This window comes from Evansella sp. AB-P1 (assembly GCF_029688925.1).
Lineage (GTDB): Bacteria > Bacillota > Bacilli > Bacillales > Salisediminibacteriaceae > Evansella.
On sequence record NZ_JARUKY010000010.1, the window covers coordinates 60,105 to 81,952 of the forward strand.

Consider the following 21,848-nt stretch of genomic DNA (forward strand, 5'->3'; position numbering starts at 1 on the left):
GTTATTTGACACAAGGTGATGGCGCATCAATATAACCTAAGAACGCCCACGTCCTGTGGGCAACGGTTAAATCATCGACGTCCTGACTCCTAAACAATGTTAGAAAAAAATTATAAATATTTTAAAAGAATTGTTTATATGCTAATCAAAGAGTGACATAGCTTCTTTCACGGGAGAAAAGGTACTTCGGTGCTCTTTTGTTACTCCATGTTTTCGTAATGCATGAATATGCTCTTTCGTACCATACCCCATGTGTTTTTCAAACCCATATTGTGGATAGACAGTTGATAACTCCGTCATATAGTTGTCTCTTGTCACTTTTGCAATGATGGAGCTGGCTGCGATACTTATACTTTTTGAATCTCCTTTTATTAATGATGTTTGCGGTAGATCATTCGTTAACGTCATTGCATCTAATAATAAATAATCTACATTAACCTTATGTATTGCACGGTTCATTGCTAGCTTCGTAGCTTCATAGATATTGATCTGATCAATTTCAGCTGCTGTTGCCATGCCAACAGCAATAGCTAGTGCATTTTCTTGTATTCTTCGAAAAAAATATTCTCGTTTTTCTTTTGAAAGTTTTTTAGAATCTGTCAAGCCTGGTAAATAAAAATTGGGAGACAATACCACACAAGATGCAATTACAGGACCAGCTAAAGGTCCTCTACCTACTTCATCAACTCCACCAATATAATGAAATCCATCAGCCCATAATTTTTCCTCGTGCTCTCTCATTTCGTAAAACATTTCTTGTATCTCTTGATTTTTTTTATATTTTTTATACCAGGAGTCATAGAGTTTTTGTACACCTTTTCTATCATCTGTTTGAACCGATTTTATAAACGGATCTTCAATGTCTTCAATCATGGAAAGTGTAGTTCTAATTTCATCAATCGTATTTACCTTTGTCATATGTATATTACCCCTTATTATACTTACATTTTGTGCCATTATAAGATAAAGTTCAAGGCGCCTCAATTTAACCTAAGTACAGCCTACGTCCTGTTGGCAAAGGTTAAATCATCAACGACCTGTCTCCTAGACACCTTACGTAGAGTGAAAATTTTATACTTTCTTTTCTTTTAAAAAAGGCACGCACAGATGCGCGCCTAGCTTTTTATTATTGAGGTGGTAACTCTAATGATATTTTTCCTAGGGTTCCTGATCGAAATTCTCGGAACAATATTTCTGCAACCTTATCATAGTCGATTAACCCACCACTCATGAGACATCCACGCTTACGCCCTATGACGTCATAAAGCTCCACTACATCTTCTGGAATTAAATCAAGCTGATATCTGGCTTTCAAGCGTTCAGGATAATATTTACTTAAAAAACGTAATAGAAACAAAGTTGACTCCTGAAAATCAAATATTTCTTCTTTAATAGCTCCTGTAAGTGCAAGACGGAAGCCAACAGCTTCATCCTCAAACTTCGGCCACAAGATTCCTGGTGTATCTAACAATTCCATCTCTTTTCCTACTTTGATCCACTGTTGTGCCTTTGTTACCCCTGGTTTATCTCCGATTTTTGCTATTTTCTTATTCGCTAATCGATTTATGATCGTTGATTTACCTACATTAGGGATCCCTAGAATTAATGCCCTTATAGGTCGAGGATTCATTCCTTTGGCCTTCCATTTATTTAACAGTGGTGTTGCTTGCTGCAATACTAGCGGAGGAACTTTTTTTACTCCAGTTCCTTTTTGAGCATCAATTTGTAATACAGCAAAATCCTTTTCTTTAAAATAGCTTGTCCATAATTCGTTAATCTTCGGATCCGCTAAATCAGTCTTATTTAATAACATAATTCGAGGCTTCCCTTTTGCTAACTCATCAATAACAGGGTTTCTCGAAGAGAGTGGTATTCTTGCATCGACTAATTCGATTACAACATCTATTAATTTTAGTTTTTCTTTTGCTTCACGTCTAGCCTTAGCCATATGTCCTGGATACCACTGTATTGACACTATGAATACCTCCTAGTTAACGATACGTAATTCAGAGAATGGCCAAAAGACGAAATTTGCCTTTCCCACAACCTCTTCATATGGAATTAATCCAATATGACGACTATCTTTACTATGTTGTCGGTTATCACCTAAAACAAATACATGACCTTCAGGAATTTCATTATAAGGTATTGTATCTTCTAGATGAAAATCTGCTGTATACGGAAGTCTCGATGCATTTTCCTTATATTCATCTAAATAAGGTTCCTCAACCGGTTCCCCGTTAATATATAAAATATCATTTTCATAATATAATGTGTCCCCAGGAAGACCAATTACTCGTTTAATATAATCTTTGTTTTGTGGAGCATGAAATACAATAATATCGAATCGATCTGGCTCCCCAATGGTGTAACCTATCTTATTTACTATCATGCGATCATTATGTTCCAAAGTAGGCATCATCGACTGCCCATCTACTATAATTGGCGCAAATAAGAAATAGCGAATAATGATAGCGAGTAATAGAGCAACTGCCACCGCTTTAATCCATTCCCATGATTCCACTTTTGTCATTTAGGCTTCTCCCTCCAGCTTAAAGAAAATTTGTTACGATTATTTCTATTTATAGGCTCCATGTAAATAGCTTACCGTTTGTTGCAACTTACACCATCCTAAAAACACTCTTCTTGATTTCTATCCATTTTATCATATTATATCGGGATATATACTACATAAATGAATAGAATTGATATGGATTTTTCAGAATAAAATTAACGCCTATTATATTTTTTAGTATGTACGAAAGGGAGTATCTCCGTGAAGGTTATATATACACTTCAAAAATATGAAAAAGAGAGCTTGTAACAAGCCCCCTTTGAAGTAAAAATTGATTATCTTTCTTTAATACGAGCTGCTTTACCACGACGTTCACGTAAGTAATAAAGCTTAGCACGACGTACTTTACCACGACGAGCCACTTCAATCTTATCAAGACGTGGTGAATGTACTGGGAATGTACGTTCAACACCAACACCATAAGATATCTTACGAACAGTGAATGTTTCACTGATTCCAGAACCTTTAATCTTAATTACTACACCTTCGAACACCTGGACACGTTCACGAGTACCCTCAACAACCTTAACGTGTACACGTAATGTATCTCCAGGACGGAAATCTGGAAGATCAGTTTTCAATTGCTCTTTCGTAATATCACGAATAATTTGTTCCATTCTGTTCGCCTCCTTTCCCTCCAGACATTCATGTCACTTTGAGGACAGCGGAATATCTTGATAAAGTGACTAAAAGCCACAAAATTTATAATACCATAGCTAAAGGACGATCACAACTACTATTCAGTAGATTTCTTTAATTGTTGAATAAATTGTTCATCCTCTTTTGATAATTGAAGTTGATTCAATAAATCTGGACGGCGTTCAAAGGTTCTCTTTAGAGATTGCTCACGACGCCACTTTTCAATCCGTTGATGGTGACCTGATAACAACACTTCTGGTACTTCATATTCTAAAAATTTGGAAGGTCGGGTGTAATGAGGGTATTCTAATAGACCAGTACTATACGAATCCGTAATGGCTGATGTATCATTTCCGAGAGCACCAGGTAGTAGCCTCGTAACGCTATCAGCAATAACCATAGCTCCTATTTCACCACCAGTGAGCACAAAATCACCAATAGATATTTCATCTGTCACAAGATATTCACGAATTCTTTCATCGTAGCCTTCATAATGCCCACAAATGAGAATGAGATGATCTTCTTTAGCCAATTCTTCCGCTTTTTTTTGATCAAACCGTCCTCCCTGAGGACATAAAAGAATGACTCGTGAAGACTTTTTACTCTCTTCTCCTAGCTTAGTTGCTTTAACAGCATCGAAAACAGGTTGAGGTGTTAATACCATACCACCTCCCCCTCCATAAGGGTAATCGTCTACACGATTATGCTTGTCCTTTGTATAATCTCGAAAATTAACCACATCATATTCTACAATACCCTTATTTTGAGCTTGTTTTAATATTGAACTTTGAAAAACACCTGAAAACATCTCTGGAAATAATGTTAATACAGAGATCTTCATTCATCAATCAACCCTTCCATTGGATGAATGATCACCTTCTGATCTTTCTTATTTACTTTCTTTACAACATCAGATATATATGGAATAAGGATGTCTTTTCCCTTTTCCTTCCTTTGTACGACCCAAACATCATTAGCTCCAGGGGATAATATTTCTTTTACTTTCCCTAACTCCTCCCCTGTATCTGTGAGAACAGTCATACCAATAATATCGCGATAGTAAAACTCACCTTCATCTAACTGATCGTTCAAGGAGTTTTCATGAATCTGCAATAACTGACCTTTAAATTGCTCAACGTCATTTACGTTGGTGTACCCTTTAAATGTGAGTAAGTCAAATTGTTTATGTTGGCGCCAAGACATAATCTCTAAAGGAAATCTTTCACCCTTGTTCGTTAGGACATAGAGGGTATTTCCAATAGCATAGCGTTCTTCTGGAAAATCCGTTCGAGAAATTACTCGGATTTCACCATGAATACCATGAGTATTCACTATCTTTCCCACATTAAGCCAATCATTCGTCATCTTCCATGCCTCCTTGACGAAGTTCAAAAACAACACCATCTTTAATTACAATTTCCGTACCCTTCATTATTTCTTCCCAATTATCGCCTTCTTCAACCGTCTCAATCATCTGAATTGTTCCCTCACGAACTTCAGCACCTAACGCTAACTCATCTAATTGACCAAGTTTTAGCTCTAATTGTCTTAATCGGTCCTTCCTTCTACTTACTTCCCGTTTAAAGCTCTCTTTTAATGAAGTTTGATAATTTAAATTATTTTTATTTTCTTTTAGCTTTTTATGTAGAACGAATTCTAGTTGTTGAATCTCTTTGTTTAGTTGATACTGTTTACTCAAAAATTGTTCCTTTAGCCTCGTTTTACTTTTTTCTGTGAGAATCTGTTTAACAACTACTTTTTTTATAATTTCCAAGTTTTTCACCTCCGTTTTAATGTAGCGGTTATGATTTCTATAGCAAATCAATTATTTATTTCATCATTATTAAAACATTGTTTAGTGTGTTTCCAACATACAATGACTCCATTGCCACTATAGGTTCGTGAATCCCTTTACACACCTGTAGTTTCTCTCTTCATAGCTAAAAATATATATGGAAAAAGGGAGAGGAATTCCCTCACCCTTTACCCAATTTCTAAATTAATACGTTTGTCTTTGTTGGCTCCTGCTGCGTTAACAACAGAACGTATCGCTTTAGCGATACGACCCTGCTTGCCAATTACTTTCCCCATATCATCCGCGTGTACTTCAAGCTTTAGCGTAAGAGATCTACCGTCTTCCACTTCAGTCACACGAACATCATCTGGATGATCTACAAGAGCCTTTGCAATTGATTCCACGAGTTCTTTCAAGACACTCACCCTCTATGGGTTATTTCCACACGAAGCACATTACTTAACATTCTTCGCATTGTGAAGCTTTTCCATTAAGCCTGCTTTTGAGAACAAGTTTCGAACTGTGTCAGAAGGCTTTGCACCATCTAACATCCATTTCAACGCTTTTTCTTCATCTACGTTAAATTCCACTGGGTTTTTCAATGGATTGTAAATTCCAAGCTCTTCAATAAAACGACCATCACGTGGAGAACGCGAGTTAGCTACCACTACACGATAGAAAGGAGATTTATTAGCTCCCATACGCTTTAAACGAATTTTAACTGCCATGTGTTTCACCTCCAAATATCATTCACACAATTAAGTATATTATCATAAACTTTACAAAGGTACAACCCCAGTAAAGTAAAAAAACTTTACACATGAATTTTTATTGATAAATCCGTAATTTTTACATAAACGGAAGATTAAAGCCACCTTTTTTCTTCTTACCTTTTCCTTTTTGCATCCCAGACATTTGCTTCATCATCTTTTTCATTTCCCCAAACTGCTTAATCAGACGGTTAACCTCTTGTACAGAGGTACCACTACCTTTAGCAATTCGACGTCGGCGACTTGCATTTAAAAGAGATGGATCTTGTTTTTCAGCCTTTGTCATAGACTGAACAATCGCTTCAATATGCCCAAGCTGTTTATCATCCACTTGCACATTTTTTAAGCCCTTCATTTTCCCAGCACCAGGCATCATGTTTAATAATTCATCTAAAGGACCCATACTTTTCACCTGATTTAATTGCTCTAAAAAATCGTCGAATGTAAGATCATTCGTACGCATTTTACGTTCTAGCTCTTTCGCTTTTTCCTCATCAACAGATGACTGCGCTTTTTCTATTAAGGTAAGGACATCACCCATCCCTAAAATTCGAGATGCCATTCTCTCAGGATGAAACGGTTCAAGTGCATCAACCTTTTCACCCATACCTGCAAACTTAATAGGGGTATCGGTGACAGCTTTAACTGAAAGTGCCGCCCCTCCACGTGTATCTCCATCGAGCTTTGTTAAAACGACACCTGTAATACCAAGGCGTTCGTTAAAACTTTCTGCAACATTAACTGCATCTTGACCTGTCATAGCGTCCACTACGAGTAGAATTTCATCAGGTTTTGTTAATTCCTTAATTTCCTCTAATTCCTTCATGAGATCTTCATCTACGTGAAGACGACCTGCAGTATCAATTAGCACATAGTCATGATGATCCTCTTTTGCCTTATCCATTGCATTCTTCGCAATTTCAACAGGACTTACTTTATCTCCCATTGAAAAAACCGGCATATCCAATTGCTTCCCAAGTGTTTCTAACTGTTTAATAGCTGCAGGGCGATAGATATCTGCTGCAACCATTAACGGTTGACGATTTTGCTTTTTACGCAGATAGTTAGCAAGCTTGCCAGTTGTTGTTGTTTTACCTGCCCCTTGTAACCCTACCATCATAACAACGGTTGGCGGTTTAGTAGAAACAGCAATTTTGCTTTGTTCGCCACCCATAAGTGCTGTAAGTTCTTCATTTACAACCTTAATAACTTGTTGTCCAGGAGTAAGACTTTGGAGCACTTCTTGCCCTATTGCACGTTCCTTTACTTTTGCAATAAATTCTTTAACAACCTTAAAATTTACATCAGCTTCAAGTAGCGCAAGACGAACCTCTCGCATCATTTCCTTTACATCCGCTTCAGAAACTTTTCCTTTTCCACGAATTTTATTTAACGTCCCTTGAAGCCGTTCAGCTAAACCTTCAAATGCCATTGATTTTGCCCCCTATTCCAGATTCTCGAGAGATTCAATGAGCTCGATCATTTTATCGGGACTTCCATTCTCTTTTACAACTGATTTCAATTGATGAAGTAATTGTTGACGTTCACCATACCGATTGAAAAGCAAAAGTTTATTCTCGTATTCCTCTAACAAAGTCTCTGTACGCTTAATATTATCATAAACTGCTTGACGGCTCACATGGAAATGGTCAGCAATCTCCCCTAACGATAAGTCATCTAGATAATACATCACCATGTATTGATTTTGCTTTTCCGTTAGAAGCTGTTGATAAAAATCGTATAAATAATTCATACGGATCGTTTTTTCAATCAAGAGGAACACCGCCTTGTTAAGGTGTTTTACTTTACAATAACTAATCATATAAGAGAATCGAAAGACTGTCAAGTTTTTATCTTGTCAAACGAAAGCGGAAGGCGCCGTTATTCCCCTGCTGCTTCTTCTGCTTTTTCAAGGACGTCTGCAAATAATCCGTGAACGTATTGATCGGCTTGAAACTCTTGTAAATCATCCATTCCTTCTCCAAGACCTACATATTTAACAGGTATATCTAATTCGTGACGTATCGCAAGAACAATACCACCTTTAGCAGTTCCATCAAGCTTTGTTAATACAATACCGGAAACGTCAGTAGCTTGACCAAACGTCTTTGCTTGACTCATAGCATTTTGTCCAGTTGTGGCATCAAGAACTAGTAAAACCTCATGTGGGGCATCTGGTATTTCACGAGTAATAACCTTTTTAACCTTTTCTAGCTCTTTCATTAAATTTACTTTATTTTGTAATCTTCCTGCAGTATCACATAATAAAATATCTGCATTACGTGATTTAGCAGATTGAATGGCATCGAACATAACAGCAGCAGGATCTGAACCAGCATGCTGTTTTATGACATCAACCCCAACTCGTTCCCCCCATACTTCTAGCTGTTCGATAGCACCTGCTCGAAAGGTATCACCTGCTGCAAGTAAAACATTTTTACCATCTTCCTTAAATTTATGAGCCATCTTCCCAATTGTTGTCGTCTTTCCTACACCATTAACGCCAACAAATAGAATAACAGTTAACCCATCTTCCTGCATATTCAACTTTGTTTCTTCTTCTGATTTTTGTAGTAGCTCTGCTAATTTTTCAGAAATAACAGGTTGAATATCTACAGCATCACTAATATTTCTCGTACGTGCTTCATCTTTTAATTCATCAATAAGTTCCATTACTGTATGGACACCTACATCTGCGGAAATCAATATGTCTTCTAGCTCCTCAAAAAATTCTTCATCTACCTTACGATAATTTTTTACTAGATCATTTACTTTTCCTACGAAAGAATCTCTCGTCTTCGTTAATCCATCTTTAAATTTTTCCGTTACGCTATCCGTTTGGTGAGTAATTTTTTCCTTTAACTTTTTAAAAAAGCTCATTATAATTCCTCCAACATCTCTCTTTTATATGATAATAGCTAAGGCAAAACCTATTATAGCTATAACCATTCATTACACCCTACTGACCTTATATCACTATGGTACAAGTGCCTCATCACATTTAACTTATTTCATACCTACTAGTTTTTCACTTTCTTCTAAGCGAACAGACATGAGCTTAGACACACCAGACTCTTGCATCGTTACTCCATAAAGGACATCAGCTTCCTCCATTGTCCCTTTTCGGTGAGTGACAACGATAAATTGAGTTTCATGACTAAAATCCTTTAAATACTGTGCAAAACGAACGACATTTGCCTCATCCAATGCTGCTTCTACTTCATCAAGAACACAGAACGGAACAGGACGAACCTTTAAAATAGCAAATAGTAAGGCGATGGCAGTAAGAGCTCTTTCCCCACCAGATAAAAGAGCAAGGTGCTGCAGTTTTTTACCTGGAGGCTGCGCAATAATATCGACACCTGTATTTAGTAAATCTTCAGGATTAGACAATAGTAAGTCTGCTTGCCCTCCACCAAAAAGTTCTTTAAATACAACATGAAAATGTACTTGAATTTGATCAAAAGTTTCTTTAAAACGTTTCGTCATTTCCCCATCCATTTCCGAAATAACTTGGTGAAGGGTTTCTTTTGCTTCCTCTAAATCTTCCTTTTGCTCTAACAAGAAATTATAGCGATCCTTTACCCGATCATATTCTTCTATTGCACCAACATTTACAACTCCTAATTCTTCTATAGCCATTTTGATAAGCTTCACATTTTTCTTTGCTTCAATTAACTCTGTCTGTAAAGGGTATTGATGCTTGGCCGCTTCAAAAGATAATTCATACTCTCCTTCAAGCTTATTTAAACGGTTGTCTAAATCCACATCCAGACGATTAACCTTTACTTCTGTTTCATGTAATGTTGTAGAAGTAAATTTTAACTGTCTCTTATGCTCCTTCAACTCCCGTTCGCCATCGTCATGCTCTTGCTGGAGCAATAAGCGTTCAGAACGACGTTTTGAAATAAGGTTAATGGTACGATCTTTTTCATTTCGTTTATTTTCGATTAAATAATCAATGGAATCAGCATCCTCTGATTGAGATGACATGTCCTTTTCAAGCTGATAGAATTCATTTTCTTTTACTGAATGATTATTAGATATTTGTTCAAATGCATCCTTTAATCGGCTAAAAGTTGCTTCTGCATAATGAAGCTGCTCTTCTTCTTTTGCTAATTGAATTTTTAATTCAGTTATTTCTGTGGACAAGGAATCCTTTGTGGATTTTTCCTCTTCCTGCTGTTTGGACAAGGTTTCTATTTCCCTTTCTAATAGCTTGATTTTTTCATCACACTCATCAGCAGCTTCGATTAAGGCTTGTTTTCTATTTTGCCGTTCTTGAACTTCTGCTTCAAATTCATTTTTTTCTAAATCAAAAATCTTCAAACGTTCGTCAACATTATTTTTTGCAAGCTCTAATTCATTTACTATTGATTTTTTCTTTTGTTCTTTTTCACGGATTAATTCTCCCTCGTTCTGAAGCTTTTTCATCTCGGATTGGAGATTACCAAGCTCTTCTTTTAAACCTGAAACATCTAATTGAAGTTTATCTGTTTCTCCTTCTAGCTTTTCTAGCTTTTCACTTACTCTTTCTAACTCTTGCTGTCTACCTAGTATTTGACTCTGTTTTTGCTTAATGCTTCCACCTGTCATTGCCCCTCCAGGGTTAATAACATCACCTTCTAGAGTTACAATTCTAAATCGATAACGTACCTTTCGTGCAATAAGATTGGCAGCCTTCATATCCGTTGCAATAATAATATTGCCTAATAAATGTGCAAAAATATTTTCATACTTCGTCTCATATTTAACAAGATTTTTTGCTACACCGACGAAGCCTACTTGCTCCTTCGCTTCAGCAACATCATTCATGTGGATATTCCTTGGCCTGATCACATCCATTGGTAAAAATGTTGCACGACCAAGACGTCTTTCCTTTAAAAATTCAATCCCTTTTCTTCCTGTCTTTTCATCCTCAACAACAACATGCTGTTGGGCTGCTCCTAAAGCAATGTCGATAGCTATTTGATGATTAGGTGAAATTTCAATTAATTCTGCAACAGCACCTTTAATTCCTGGAAATTGGCGATCACGTTCCTTTAGTATTTCCTTTACCCCTTGGAAGAAGCCTGAATAATCATTTTGTAACTCCTCAAGTACCTCTTTTCGAGATTTAAATTGCTGCACGTGTCTTATTGCCTCATATAGTAATGACTGTTTCTTCCCATATTCCCCCTCTTTACTTTCAAACAAATTCTTTTTTTCATGGTATAATTCTAATTTTCTATCAATGGTCGATTTTTGATCGTTCCATTCTCGAAGGGCTACATCAAGCTTCTCTAAAATATCATGACGCTTACGAATAAGGTCGCTATTATCATCTTCTTGTCGCGATTGCTTTTCTTGTTGTTTTTGAATCTGTTCATCAAGATAACGAATTTCATTTTTATGTGATGCTTTTTCGTTCATCCATTCAATATAATCGGATTTTAGTTGCTCAATCCGTTCTGCTGTATTCTGTTCTAGAACACTCATACGTTCCTCTTGTTTACTTAACGTATCTCTCGTTTCGTTAACCTTTTTATTCTGCTCTAGTAGAACGGTCTCTTGTTCCTTCAATTCAATATGAAGTTGTTCCTTTTCCTTTTTTAATCTTGAAAGCTCTTCAATAAATTGATCCCTATGCTGTTCAAAATTTTTCTTACGTTCTTTCCATACTTCTCGTTGACCTTCTTGCTTCTCTAGATCTTCTGTTGTTTTCAATAAGATGTTTTGAAGATCATTAATAGACTCGTCCACCGTATGCATATCAGATCTTAATCTTTCAATATTTGCTTCATATTGTTTCACAGTTGCTTGAATTCCACTTTCATGGTCTTGAAGAGATTCTAGCTTTTCCTTTTCCTCAATCCACGTTTCATGAAGCTGTTCAATTTCTTTAACAAGAACGCCAACTTCAAATTCCTTTAATTCTGCTGACTTTTCAAGGTACTCATTTGCAACTGACGCTTGCTCTTTTAATGGTTCTACTTGTGCTTCTAGTTCATATATAATATCTTTCACACGATTTAAATTATCTTGCGTATCATTTAGTTTCTTTTCAGATTTCAGTTTTCTGTTTTTGTATTTCAATACACCAGCAGCTTCTTCAAAAATCATTCGTCGTTCTTCAGATTTACTACTTAATATTTCTTCTACACGTCCTTGTCCAATAATAGAAAAAGCTTCTTTCCCTAAACCAGAATCCATAAATAATTCAACGATATCCTTCAGGCGACATGGTTGTTTGTTAATTAAGAACTCACTTTCTCCAGAACGGTATACGCGACGTGTAACAGCTACTTCATTATAATCAATAGATAAATGCTGATCTTCATTATCTAAAACAAGCGTTATCTCTGCCATATTTAACGGTTTTCTACTGTCACTTCCTGAAAAGATGACATCCTCCATTTTTGCACCACGGAGATTTTTTGCTGATTGTTCACCGAGAACCCATCTTATAGAATCTGATATGTTACTTTTCCCACTGCCATTTGGACCAACTACAGCAGTTACCCCTTTTACAAAATCGATGGAAATCCTGTCAGCAAAGGATTTAAAACCTACGAGGTCCAGTCGTTTTAGGAACAATGTCATTCACCTCTATTACTTTCATTTTTCAAATACATTTATAAATTAAATTAACTCATATATTTTACCATAAAGAGGGTAAAGGATTAAACGGATAATTGGATAGACTAGAGTTTTTAGCATATCGTGGTACAATAGTAGAAGAAATTGATAGGTATTTTATATTGGAAAGGATGTTTTTATGAGTACCCGTGAAAAAACTAGAGAGAATTTAACAGCTATGATTGAAGAAATAAAAGAAAAATTAAGGTTAGTTAATGCTGGAGCAATGAAAGCAGAACACTACTCCTTAGATCGCTTCGATGATGTGGAAGAGCTATATTTAATGGTGAAAAAGAAGGAACGCTTTAGTGTAAGTGAAATGGATGCCATTGTTTCTGAGCTAGGGAATTTGAGAGATAAATAAGAAAAGCGCAAAGCGCCCTCTCATCACTAGAACGAATGAATGATTTATCTATATTGGTTATAACTATTTTCAGCATGACCTTTTAAAAAGCTGTCTCCTAAAGGGGTGGAAGTCATCCTAAAGGAGGCAGCTTTTTATTACTATTATTCTTCCCAGTTCCAATAGTCAATTTCCCCAAGTTGAACTCCTCGAATTTCTTCTATTCCTTTAAGTTTTAAAAGTTCTTTCGTCGGTCCAGTTACTACTGCTCCATACACTTGAAAGTCATTTTCCTTTAAATAATTTAACCTTTCTTCAAAATAGGAGGTATGAAAGACAGCTTCCGCTAATTTTGGATCGTCTTCGTACAGTCTTTCCATATTTTCAATCATAAATTGTCTATTCTCTTCTAGAGTTTCGCGTGCTAAAAAAGCAGTGTAACCCATAAAATAATTTTCATCTAATCCACGTCCGTGAGTTAAGCCCCAAGGCGAAACAGAAATACTATTTCCGCCCATCATCCAACCTTCTTCGAATATTTGTAGTTCCCCTAAATATAGGGGGATCCAAATTACATCTACATCAATACCTTCTAGTAAGTCAAATAATTGCTCTGGTGAATAATATTCGTTCGTAGAAAATGCTAAATCTGCTACTGTACCATCATGAACTTTTTCAAGAGTGTTCCATGCACCTCGCGATTCATTTGCGTCTAGTCTAAACCCGTTTCTAGGATCTTCAGGTAAGTAAAAGTTAAATTCAGGCCGATCATCTGGGTGATGATAATTAAAATGCTTGTTTGTATAATCTGCTAGTAAACGTTTTTCTACACTCATATTCCCAACATGAACACCATCCTTCCCTATTCTTCTAGCCATAGGAACAGACGTACTTTGAGTTAGGGAATTTGAGATCACTGTACTATGCCCCCCCCCGAAGTCAGCGTACACACCAGGTAAAACCCAATCCACATACAGTTGAGAATAGGAATGAAGTCGTTCGCCTTTTAATGTATTGTCATAGATCGTAATTGTGGAAACAGTATATATAAAATACACTATAAAAAGTAGTATCATAGCTTGAAATATTTTAACGAATAAATGAATTCTATACCTTCGTATTGCCCTTTTTTCTTTTTTATCGTCCCATCCTTCAGTCATTCTTCATTATTCCCTCCCTTTGTTATATCTTGTTCTTACTAATTCTTTAAATCGTTGTCTTGCTCGATGTAATGTAACTTTTATTTGATTTTCATTTCTATCAAGTGCAGTTGCTAATTCTTCATAGCTCAACCCTTCCTCTTCACGTAAATAAAGAATTGCTCGATATGATTCTGGCATGTGTTTATATATGGTATTTACATTCGCTTCACTCTCTTTAGAAAGTAAATACTCCTCTGGTTCTTCATATGGACCGAGCATTTGATTGTTTCTGTGAATTAACTCCTTAAACGGAACCCAGTTCCATCTTTTTTGCTTTCTCCATTCATCTAAATAAGCATGCCGAGCTACTTTAAATAACCAGCTCTTAACTTCTTCATCTTGATAAAAGGATAGTGAGATGGTGGCCTTAACAAATGTATCTTGTACGAGATCTTCTGCTACAGTTTGGGATCCAGATAAACGGAATAAATAAAGATAAAGTGATTTTGCATAAGTTCGATAGATTTCCTCTATTTTCTCTTTTCGTTTTCTTTCCATTTCTGTCCCCCTTCCACTCTTACAACGGATGTATAATGAAAATGTTACACTTATTTATAATATTTTTGGAAATATGTTTTATGGTAGACCTCACATGCAAGTGAAATTTGCACCATGGGGGATGAAATAGTTATTTTTGTCGATACTTCAATTTGCTTTTATACCGCGTATTTTCAGGGTAGACCTCACATGCAAGTGGTATTTGCTCCCTGAGGGATGAAAATGTTCTTACAAAGGTGGTTCATCCGTTTCTTGCGGACGCAAAGTGGGATGGAACGAATAATTAATCTGAACTTTTTTTGTTACAACTTATAAGTTTGATAACAGCTATTTTCAGGGTAGACCGCCCATGCAAGTGAAGATTGCACCATGGGGGATGAAAATATTCTATCTAAGTATCTAAGGTATACTATCTTCCCGCATTCTTCCCGCATTTTCACATTTTCACTGTTTGCGGGAAGAATGGCGTCTTCTTTCATCCTGCATTTTTTCTTTTTCACTATTTGCGGCAAGAATGGCGTCTTCTTTCATCCCGCATTTTCTCTTTTTCACTGCTTGCGGGAAGATTGGCGTCTTCTTTCATCCCGCAATCCACTATCTCACTCTTTGCGAGACTTTCGTATTTTCAGGGTAGACCTCGATGCAACTATTCATTTGCACCATGGGGGATGAAAATAACCTATTCAAAGGTGGTGCATTCGTAACAGGCGATTACGGCTAAGTGCAGCCCATGTCCTGTGGGCAACGCCGTAATGTCGTCATCCTAGCTCTCACGGGCAATTTCTCAGCACTTGCCTCCTTCATATGTATCCAAACAAAAAAAGCCAAGTTCGTGTACATTAGTGGATACAAATTATCCTCTATTTACTACGTTCTTGGCGTAATTGGTCAAACTATTTATTCATTTTTTCTAAGGCTTTCTGTGCCGCCATTTGCTCTGCTTCTTTCTTTGAACGACCAGTCCCTTTACCGAGTTGGTGTGTTTCTAACCAAACTTCAGAAACGAACTCTCTTGCATGGGCAGGGCCCTTCTCTTGTACTATTTTATATTGAATCTGTCCTTGCCCTTCCCGTTGAATGAGTTCTTGAAGCTGACTTTTATAATCCATCATATCAGCAAAGGCTCCTTCAGCGATCTTAGGATAAACGAAGTTGCCTAAAAACTCATATACCGCATCCATACCTTGATCTAAATAAAGTGCTCCAACAAAGGATTCAAAGACATCTGCTAGTAAAGCAGGACGTCTCCTACCTCCTGTCATTTCTTCTCCCTTACCTAGTAACACATAATCTCCAAAATGAAGTAAATCCGCAATTTTTGCTAAAGAAGGCTCACATACGATGGCAGCTCTGAGTTTGGTCATCTCTCCTTCACTCATATTTTCATAATTTTTAAATAAATATTGTGAGATGGCCAATTCCAAAACAGCATCTCCTAAAAACTCGAGCCTTTCATTGTCTTCATGTGGGCGAATACGATGTTCATTAACATAGGATGAATGGGTAAAAGCCTGTATAAATAAATCCTGATTTTCGTATTTTATATCAATAGATTGTAAAAAATCACGATATTTCAATTTTTGATCTGTCGACATTTTCATTTTTTTCGCTTGACGCTTAATTCCCCTTCTTTGTATCTTTCGTGATTGTTGCATGAGAACCCCCATCACTCTTTCAGTTATGGTTATTAATGTTTGAAAGCCCAAGCCCATACAACGTAGGGCTTGGGTAATTTTAAACTATTGATGACGTTCTATGTATTCAACAACGTCACCTACAGTAGCGATCTTTTCAGCATCTTCGTCGGAAATTTCTAAGTCGAACTCGTCTTCAAGTTCCATTACTAGTTCAACTACATCCAAGGAGTCTGCACCTAGATCATCTTTAAAAGTAGCTTCAGCTTTTACTTGTGCTTCATCTACTCCTAGACGTTCTGATACGATTTTTGCGATACGTTCCATTACGGCTGCCATGTAGCTCACCTCCTCTCAGTTATTATAGGTTAATTTGCTAAAAAATTCTAGTTAATTTCGTTTACATTACCATACCACCATCAACATGAAGGGTTTGTCCTGTCATGTATGAGGAAGCGTCACTAGCCAAAAATGCAACAACTGATGCAATTTGGTCTGGGGATCCTAGTTTTGCTAATGGAATTTGCTTTAGCATCTCTTCTTTCATTTCTTCAGATAGTGATTCTGTCATATCTGTTTCAATAAATCCAGGAGCAATAGCATTGACATGTATGTTACGGTTTGCTAATTCTCTCGCCATTGACTTCGTTAATCCAATAACACCAGCTTTACTTGCAACATAATTTGCTTGTCCTGCATTTCCTAATACACCAACAACAGATGAGATATTAATAACTCTTCCATACCGTTGCTTCATCATTTGACGAGTTACAGCCTTTGAACAGTTAAACACACCTTTTAGATTCGTGTCAATAACTGCATCAAAATCTTCTTCCTTCATACGCATTATTAATGTATCTCTTGTGATTCCAGCATTATTTACGAGAATTTCTAATGAACCAAATTCTGCAATAACCGTTTTTACCATATCTGTAACAGCATTACTATCAGCAACATTACATTGAACTGCCATTGCTTTTACTCCGAAACTTCGGCATTCTTCTGCCACAGCTTCTGCTTTATCTTGACTTCCTGAATAATTGACAGCAACGTTTACACCTTGTTTTGCTAAACCTAAACAGATTGCCTTCCCTATTCCACGGGATCCACCAGTTACTAATGCATTTTGTCCCTTCAAAATTTAAACCTCCCTTAAAGCTTCTAAAGCTTTTTCTAGCGTTTCATTATCATATATAGGTAGAACCTTTAGTCGTCTAGACACTTTTTTAACAAGACCACTTAGTACTTTCCCAGGTCCTAATTCAACAAAAGTGTTCACGCCTTCATTGACTAATGTCTCAATCGTATCTTCCCATAGTACAGGAGAATAGATTTGCTCATATAAGTATTGACGAATTGCTTCTGGTTCCTTTACTGCTTTTGCTGTAACATTTGCGATAACTGGGTTACTTGGTTCGTTTAACGTAATATTTGTAAGGTGATCCTTCATTTTTTCAGCAGCTGGTTTCATAAGTGAAGAATGGAAAGGACCACTTACTGATAAAGGAATGATTCGTTTAGCACCTTTTTCCTTGGCCAATTCTGATGCTCCTTGTACTCCAGCAACTGTACCTGAAATAACAATTTGCCCTGGACAATTGAAATTAGCTGGTTCTACAACGTCTACTGTTTCCGTTATTTCTTTCGTAACACCAACAAGTGTGTCTCGATCCATCCCTAATATTGCAGCCATCGTTCCTTTTCCTTTAGGAACTGCTTCTTCCATCCATTGACCTCTTTTTCGGACAGCTAAGCAAGCATCTTCAAAGGAAATTGCTCCACTAGCTACGAGAGCCGAATACTCCCCTAAACTATGTCCAGCTGCAAAATCAGCTTGAATCCCTTTTTCCTTTAATATTTCCCATATACCAATACTCGTAGTAAGTAAGGCTGGTTGCGTATTTTCTGTTCTTTTTAATTCTTCCTCATCCCCATTAAAAATTAGGGATGATAAGGATTCATTTAATACTTCATCAGCTTTAGAAAATACTTGATGGCAAATAGGGTAGCTTTCAGATAGCTCTTTGCCCATTCCAACTTGCTGAGATCCTTGTCCCGGAAAAAGTAATGCAATTTTACTCATAGTAAGTTACTCCTTCTCCTCATAATTATCTTTTAGTTCATGTTGTATTGTTGTTACAACATCTTCTTCGCACATGGTTTTCGCTTGTCTAAGAGCATTAAAAAACGCAACTTCATCAGAGGATCCATGTGCTTTAATAATAGGAGCATTTAAACCGAATAATCCTGCTCCTCCATATTCTGAATAGTCCATTTGTTGCTTTACCTTTTTAAAAGCAGGCTTTAATACTCCTGCTGCTAGTTTATTTTTAAAATTAGACGTTAATTCTGTTTTTAAAACAGAAAATAATGACATGGCAGTTCCTTCTATAGTCTTTAAAACGAGATTTCCTGAAAAACCATCACAAATGACTACATCTGCAACTCCGTTCAATAAATCTCTTGCTTCAACATTTCCAACAAATTCAACGGAGCTTTCCTTTAACATTGCAAATACTTGCTTAGTCAAATCTGTTCCTTTTCCAGCTTCTGTCCCTACATTTAATAAACCGATTCGAGGTTTTTGAACCTTTCGAACCTTCCGCATGTAAACGTCACCCATTAGGGCATATTGAACAAGGTGAGACGGTTTTGCTTCCATGTTGGCTCCAACATCTAACAATAAAAAACCATTCCCATCAAGAGTTGGCAGCATAGGTGATAATGCCGGTCGTTCGATTCCCTTTATACGTCCAACAACTAATAAGCCAGTAGTCATAAGTGCACCAGTATTACCTGCAGAAATAGCAGCATCAGCATTGCCATCCTTTACTTGCTGGACAGCTAGCACCATGGATGAATCTTTTTTACGACGAACGGCTCGAACAGGAGAATCATCCCCTTCAATTGTTACATCTGTATGTAAAATTTGAATACGTTCTGTAGGTTGAATATATTTTTTTATTTCATCTTCTTTACCAACTAGAACAATTTCTAAATCTGAATAAGCTTGTAAAGCTAGTTCACAACCTTTAATAATGCTTTCTGGGGCATTGTCTCCCCCCATTGCATCAACAGCAAGCTTCATTAATTACACCATCCTTAACTTTATTGTTCTTGACGAAACATATAAAATTCTCCGTGAAAAACCTGCTCTTTTTCCACATAACTATTCACTTCAACCGTTGTTCGCACTTGCCCTATCTCTTTCACTTGAGCTTTAGCTACTACTCGTTCTCCTACTTTTACTCTTCGCTTAAATGATACATTTGCGTTTACGGTTAATGCTAATTCATCATTTATAATGGCAACTGCCAATGAATTAGCTTGTGCAAATAAGTGATGACCTCTTGCAATTCCCGTTCTTGAAAAAACATGTTCATCACGAATATCTAAAATAGAAATAGCCTGTTTATCTAATTCAAGATCAATAACCTCACCAATAACCTCATCAATCGTAAGAGCTTTAACCGTGTCATATTGCTGTTGTGCTACGTTTTTAATCCGTTCTCTTACTTCTGGAATATTTAATTCTAAGCGATCTAGACGAACTGTCTGTACGCTGACTTGAAAAGTTTCGGCTAATGCTTCATCAGTAATAAAAGGATTTTCTTCTATTTTAGCTTTAAGCAATGGTTGCCGTTGTTTTTTTGATATTCTCACATTCATCACTTCCATACTATGACTAGGTACTAATAGTAGTATATAGTTGAAGCAAGTCATTTTCAACTATAATCTTGTTAATCTAGTTTTTCATCTTCAAACATACCTTCATTCTTTAAATATATCCTTAGAAAACGGTAGGCATCATTATTCCAAAAAGCTTCTGATTGAATTAATTTCGCAGCATCCATTCTCGCTATTTCTAATATACGATAATCTTCAATAATATCCGCAACTTTAAATTTTGGTAAGCCACTTTGCTTAGCTCCAAAAAAATCTCCTGGACCTCTTAACTCAAGGTCACGTTCAGAAAGCTTAAATCCATCATTCGTTTCTGTCATGATTTTCATTCGTTCTTTTCCTACATCTGATTTTGGGTCAGCTAACAAAACACAATAAGATTGTGTATCACCACGACCTACACGACCTCTTAACTGGTGAAGCTGAGCTAGACCGAATCTTTCCGCATCATATATAACCATCACCGAAGCATTTGGTACATTAACCCCCACTTCAACTACTGTTGTTGAAACAAGGACATTCACTTTGTTCTCAGAGAATTGCTTCATGACTAAATCCTTTTCTGCAGAAGACAACCGCCCATGCATTAAACCAACCTCAAATGGGAGGAGCTCTCCTTGTAATTGATTATGTACATCTATAGCATTTTGGACGTCGAGCTTTTCTGATTCTTCAATTAATGGGCATATAATATAAGCTTGATGACCTTTAGCAAGCTCTCTTTTTAAAAACTCTATTACTCTCGGAAGCATCGATGGCTTTGCCCACCGAGTATCAATAGCTTTCCTTCCCTTGGGCATTTCATCAATTACGGAAACATCCATATCCCCAAAAGCAGAAATAGCTAATGTTCGAGGGATAGGCGTGGCCGTCATAAATAGAACATCAGGTCTTAGGCCTTTTTTTCTTAATATTCTCCGTTGTTCCACTCCAAACCGATGCTGTTCATCCGTAATAACTAAACCTAAATGATGAAAATCAACACCGTCCTGAATCAGTGCGTGTGTTCCAATAAGAATGTTTATTTTCCCTTCTCGAAGGTCATTTAATATTTCTCGTCGTTCTTTAACTTTTGCTGAACCAGATAAAAGAGCAACATTTATATTAAACGGTTCAAGTAACTCAGCAAGTGATGCTTTATGCTGCTCTGCTAATATTTCTGTTGGAACCATTAATGCTCCTTGGAATCCTCCTATTACAGTTGCGAAAAGTGCACAAGCTGCAACGACAGTTTTTCCTGATCCAACATCCCCTTGGAGGAGACGGTTCATACGCAAATCTAGTTGTAGGTCAGATAATATTTCTTGTAGTACTCTGCTTTGCGCGTTCGTAAGGGGAAATGGTAATTGTTCAATGAAAGCCTGAACATCTTCCATTTGAAAGATTTTTTTTTGCCCAATATCTCCTTCCCTTTCTCTCTTTCGTAGTAATTGCATTTTCAACTGAAATAATAGAAATTCTTCGTATATCATTCTTCTTTTAGCCTGTTTCAATGATTCAATGGTGGATGGAAAATGTAGTTGTCTTATAGTCTCCTGCCGTTCCATTAACCGATATGTATCTAGTAGCTGAGAGGGTAAGATCTCTATAACATCGTTTGAAAATTGGCTAAAGGCTTGTCTAATTAGTTTCCGAAAAGCTACTACTTTCATGTTTCCCTTTACAGAATATACTGGTTCTAACCCCCCATCTACCGTGTCCTTCTGTGATTTAATAGTCCCCCCTGTTATGACTAATCTATTTTTATCTAATTTTCCGTTTATTACAATGGAATCACCTAACATGATTTGTTTTTTTAAGTAAGGTTGGTTAAAAAAGATTCCTTGCACTAATAGACCGTCCACGAGTACGCGAACGGTTAGTCGTGATTTATTTTTCCCATAAAAACGAAGATCAGGTTCACTATGCACAGTTCCCCGTACTGTAATTCGTTCATCATGCTGTCCTTCTGTTATTGGACGAATGGCATAATCCTCGTATCGAAATGGTAAATACTCTAACAACTGCTCCGTTGTTAGTATTCCCATTTCTCCTAATTGCTCCACCATTTTCGGGCCGACCCCTTGTATTTCTGAGACTGGACGATTCAT

At 36.8% G+C, this 21,848-nt stretch carries 23 protein-coding genes; 1 reads left to right on the plus strand and 22 read right to left on the minus strand.

Annotated features, from left to right (window positions below; all coding sequences use genetic code 11):
• Positions 1-141: 141 nt before the first annotated feature.
• The 13 genes from QA612_RS11985 to smc all read right to left on the minus strand — a co-directional run bounded on the left by QA612_RS11985 (position 142) and on the right by smc (position 12,355).
• Entirely contained in the window at positions 142-918 is a 777-nt protein-coding gene (locus QA612_RS11985; RefSeq protein WP_278284055.1) for a ribonuclease HII, read from the minus strand.
• A gap of 208 nt (positions 919-1,126) precedes the next feature.
• Entirely contained in the window at positions 1,127-1,975 is an 849-nt protein-coding gene (ylqF, locus tag QA612_RS11990; RefSeq protein ID WP_278284056.1) for a ribosome biogenesis GTPase YlqF, read from the minus strand.
• 12 nt (positions 1,976-1,987) lie between these two features.
• Complete coding sequence (gene lepB, locus QA612_RS11995; RefSeq protein ID WP_278284057.1) at positions 1,988-2,533, minus strand: signal peptidase I; 546 nt, start codon at positions 2,531-2,533, stop codon at positions 1,988-1,990.
• Between the two features lie 317 nt (positions 2,534-2,850).
• Positions 2,851-3,192 carry a 50S ribosomal protein L19 gene (rplS, locus tag QA612_RS12000; RefSeq protein ID WP_278284058.1) on the minus strand — a complete coding sequence of 114 codons (342 nt, stop codon included), beginning with the start codon at positions 3,190-3,192 and terminating at the stop codon, positions 2,851-2,853.
• Between the two features lie 119 nt (positions 3,193-3,311).
• Positions 3,312-4,055, minus strand: coding sequence for a tRNA (guanosine(37)-N1)-methyltransferase TrmD (gene trmD, locus QA612_RS12005; protein ID WP_278284059.1), 744 nt, complete (start codon positions 4,053-4,055; stop codon positions 3,312-3,314).
• Positions 4,052-4,579 carry a ribosome maturation factor RimM gene (gene rimM / locus QA612_RS12010; protein ID WP_278284060.1) on the minus strand — a complete coding sequence of 176 codons (528 nt, stop codon included), beginning with the start codon at positions 4,577-4,579 and terminating at the stop codon, positions 4,052-4,054. The genes trmD and rimM overlap by 4 nt, the downstream gene beginning before the upstream one ends.
• Positions 4,569-4,988: a YlqD family protein gene (locus QA612_RS12015; protein WP_278284061.1), complete on the minus strand. Its 420-nt coding sequence runs from the start codon at positions 4,986-4,988 to the stop codon at positions 4,569-4,571. The genes rimM and QA612_RS12015 overlap by 11 nt, the downstream gene beginning before the upstream one ends.
• 209 nt (positions 4,989-5,197) lie before the next feature.
• On the minus strand, positions 5,198-5,425 hold the full coding sequence (locus tag QA612_RS12020) for a KH domain-containing protein (protein WP_278284062.1): 228 nt from the start codon (positions 5,423-5,425) through the stop codon (positions 5,198-5,200).
• Positions 5,426-5,464: 39 nt separating this feature from the next.
• Entirely contained in the window at positions 5,465-5,737 is a 273-nt protein-coding gene (rpsP, locus tag QA612_RS12025; RefSeq protein WP_278284063.1) for a 30S ribosomal protein S16, read from the minus strand.
• Positions 5,738-5,858: 121 nt separating this feature from the next.
• Positions 5,859-7,211 carry a signal recognition particle protein gene (gene ffh / locus QA612_RS12030; protein WP_278284064.1) on the minus strand — a complete coding sequence of 451 codons (1,353 nt, stop codon included), beginning with the start codon at positions 7,209-7,211 and terminating at the stop codon, positions 5,859-5,861.
• A 12-nt stretch (positions 7,212-7,223) separates the two neighbouring features.
• Complete coding sequence (locus tag QA612_RS12035; protein WP_278284165.1) at positions 7,224-7,601, minus strand: putative DNA-binding protein; 378 nt, start codon at positions 7,599-7,601, stop codon at positions 7,224-7,226.
• Positions 7,602-7,660: 59 nt separating this feature from the next.
• Complete coding sequence (gene ftsY / locus QA612_RS12040) at positions 7,661-8,659, minus strand: signal recognition particle-docking protein FtsY (protein WP_278284065.1); 999 nt, start codon at positions 8,657-8,659, stop codon at positions 7,661-7,663.
• Positions 8,660-8,785: 126 nt separating this feature from the next.
• Entirely contained in the window at positions 8,786-12,355 is a 3,570-nt protein-coding gene (gene smc, locus QA612_RS12045) for a chromosome segregation protein SMC (protein WP_278284066.1), read from the minus strand.
• 181 nt (positions 12,356-12,536) lie between these two features.
• Here smc and QA612_RS12050 point away from each other — a divergent pair, with 181 nt between their 5' ends.
• A complete protein-coding gene (locus QA612_RS12050; protein WP_278284067.1) occupies positions 12,537-12,761 on the plus strand; it encodes a DUF1128 domain-containing protein in 225 nt (74 codons plus the stop codon).
• Positions 12,762-12,904: 143 nt separating this feature from the next.
• Here the strand turns inward: QA612_RS12050 and QA612_RS12055 are convergent, their stop codons facing one another.
• The 9 genes from QA612_RS12055 to recG form a co-directional block, all read right to left on the minus strand.
• Entirely contained in the window at positions 12,905-13,900 is a 996-nt protein-coding gene (locus tag QA612_RS12055; protein WP_278284068.1) for an anti-sigma factor, read from the minus strand.
• 6 nt (positions 13,901-13,906) lie between these two features.
• The gene (locus QA612_RS12060; RefSeq protein ID WP_278284069.1) at positions 13,907-14,440 is read right to left on the minus strand and encodes a sigma-70 family RNA polymerase sigma factor; all 534 of its coding nucleotides are present in this window, start codon (positions 14,438-14,440) and stop codon (positions 13,907-13,909) included.
• 893 nt (positions 14,441-15,333) lie between these two features.
• A complete protein-coding gene (gene rnc / locus QA612_RS12065) occupies positions 15,334-16,095 on the minus strand; it encodes a ribonuclease III (RefSeq protein ID WP_481804436.1) in 762 nt (253 codons plus the stop codon).
• Between the two features lie 84 nt (positions 16,096-16,179).
• On the minus strand, positions 16,180-16,413 hold the full coding sequence (acpP, locus tag QA612_RS12070) for an acyl carrier protein (RefSeq protein WP_278284070.1): 234 nt from the start codon (positions 16,411-16,413) through the stop codon (positions 16,180-16,182).
• A 61-nt stretch (positions 16,414-16,474) separates the two neighbouring features.
• Positions 16,475-17,215 carry a 3-oxoacyl-[acyl-carrier-protein] reductase gene (fabG, locus tag QA612_RS12075; RefSeq protein WP_278284167.1) on the minus strand — a complete coding sequence of 247 codons (741 nt, stop codon included), beginning with the start codon at positions 17,213-17,215 and terminating at the stop codon, positions 16,475-16,477.
• Entirely contained in the window at positions 17,216-18,157 is a 942-nt protein-coding gene (fabD, locus tag QA612_RS12080) for an ACP S-malonyltransferase (RefSeq protein ID WP_278284071.1), read from the minus strand.
• Between the two features lie 6 nt (positions 18,158-18,163).
• Complete coding sequence (gene plsX / locus QA612_RS12085; RefSeq protein ID WP_278284072.1) at positions 18,164-19,162, minus strand: phosphate acyltransferase PlsX; 999 nt, start codon at positions 19,160-19,162, stop codon at positions 18,164-18,166.
• Between the two features lie 20 nt (positions 19,163-19,182).
• The gene (fapR, locus tag QA612_RS12090; RefSeq protein ID WP_481804437.1) at positions 19,183-19,743 is read right to left on the minus strand and encodes a transcription factor FapR; all 561 of its coding nucleotides are present in this window, start codon (positions 19,741-19,743) and stop codon (positions 19,183-19,185) included.
• Positions 19,744-19,814: 71 nt separating this feature from the next.
• The gene (recG, locus tag QA612_RS12095; protein WP_278284074.1) at positions 19,815-21,848 is read right to left on the minus strand and encodes an ATP-dependent DNA helicase RecG; all 2,034 of its coding nucleotides are present in this window, start codon (positions 21,846-21,848) and stop codon (positions 19,815-19,817) included.

What these genes read in the sequence shown, in the direction of transcription:
- lepB (WP_278284057.1), bottom strand. Translation starts at nt 2,533, where the DNA reads ATGACAAAAGTGGAATCATGGGAATGGATTAAAGCGGTGGCAGTTGCT.
- QA612_RS12055 (WP_278284068.1), bottom strand. Translation starts at nt 13,900, where the DNA reads ATGACTGAAGGATGGGACGATAAAAAAGAAAAAAGGGCAATACGAAGG.
- ftsY (WP_278284065.1), bottom strand. Translation starts at nt 8,659, where the DNA reads ATGAGCTTTTTTAAAAAGTTAAAGGAAAAAATTACTCACCAAACGGAT.
- QA612_RS12060 (WP_278284069.1), bottom strand. Translation starts at nt 14,440, where the DNA reads ATGGAAAGAAAACGAAAAGAGAAAATAGAGGAAATCTATCGAACTTAT.
- fapR (WP_481804437.1), bottom strand. Translation starts at nt 19,743, where the DNA reads ATGAATGTGAGAATATCAAAAAAACAACGGCAACCATTGCTTAAAGCT.
- ffh (WP_278284064.1), bottom strand. Translation starts at nt 7,211, where the DNA reads ATGGCATTTGAAGGTTTAGCTGAACGGCTTCAAGGGACGTTAAATAAA.
- rnc (WP_481804436.1), bottom strand. Translation starts at nt 16,095, where the DNA reads ATGCAACAATCACGAAAGATACAAAGAAGGGGAATTAAGCGTCAAGCG.
- plsX (WP_278284072.1), bottom strand. Translation starts at nt 19,162, where the DNA reads ATGAAGCTTGCTGTTGATGCAATGGGGGGAGACAATGCCCCAGAAAGC.
- fabD (WP_278284071.1), bottom strand. Translation starts at nt 18,157, where the DNA reads ATGAGTAAAATTGCATTACTTTTTCCGGGACAAGGATCTCAGCAAGTT.
- QA612_RS12035 (WP_278284165.1), bottom strand. Translation starts at nt 7,601, where the DNA reads ATGATTAGTTATTGTAAAGTAAAACACCTTAACAAGGCGGTGTTCCTC.
- trmD (WP_278284059.1), bottom strand. Translation starts at nt 4,055, where the DNA reads ATGAAGATCTCTGTATTAACATTATTTCCAGAGATGTTTTCAGGTGTT.
- QA612_RS11985 (WP_278284055.1), bottom strand. Translation starts at nt 918, where the DNA reads ATGACAAAGGTAAATACGATTGATGAAATTAGAACTACACTTTCCATG.
- acpP (WP_278284070.1), bottom strand. Translation starts at nt 16,413, where the DNA reads ATGGCAGCCGTAATGGAACGTATCGCAAAAATCGTATCAGAACGTCTA.
- rpsP (WP_278284063.1), bottom strand. Translation starts at nt 5,737, where the DNA reads ATGGCAGTTAAAATTCGTTTAAAGCGTATGGGAGCTAATAAATCTCCT.
- QA612_RS12050 (WP_278284067.1), top strand. Translation starts at nt 12,537, where the DNA reads ATGAGTACCCGTGAAAAAACTAGAGAGAATTTAACAGCTATGATTGAA.
- recG (WP_278284074.1), bottom strand. Translation starts at nt 21,848, where the DNA reads ATGAATCGTCCAGTCTCAGAAATACAAGGGGTCGGCCCGAAAATGGTG.
- rimM (WP_278284060.1), bottom strand. Translation starts at nt 4,579, where the DNA reads ATGACGAATGATTGGCTTAATGTGGGAAAGATAGTGAATACTCATGGT.
- rplS (WP_278284058.1), bottom strand. Translation starts at nt 3,192, where the DNA reads ATGGAACAAATTATTCGTGATATTACGAAAGAGCAATTGAAAACTGAT.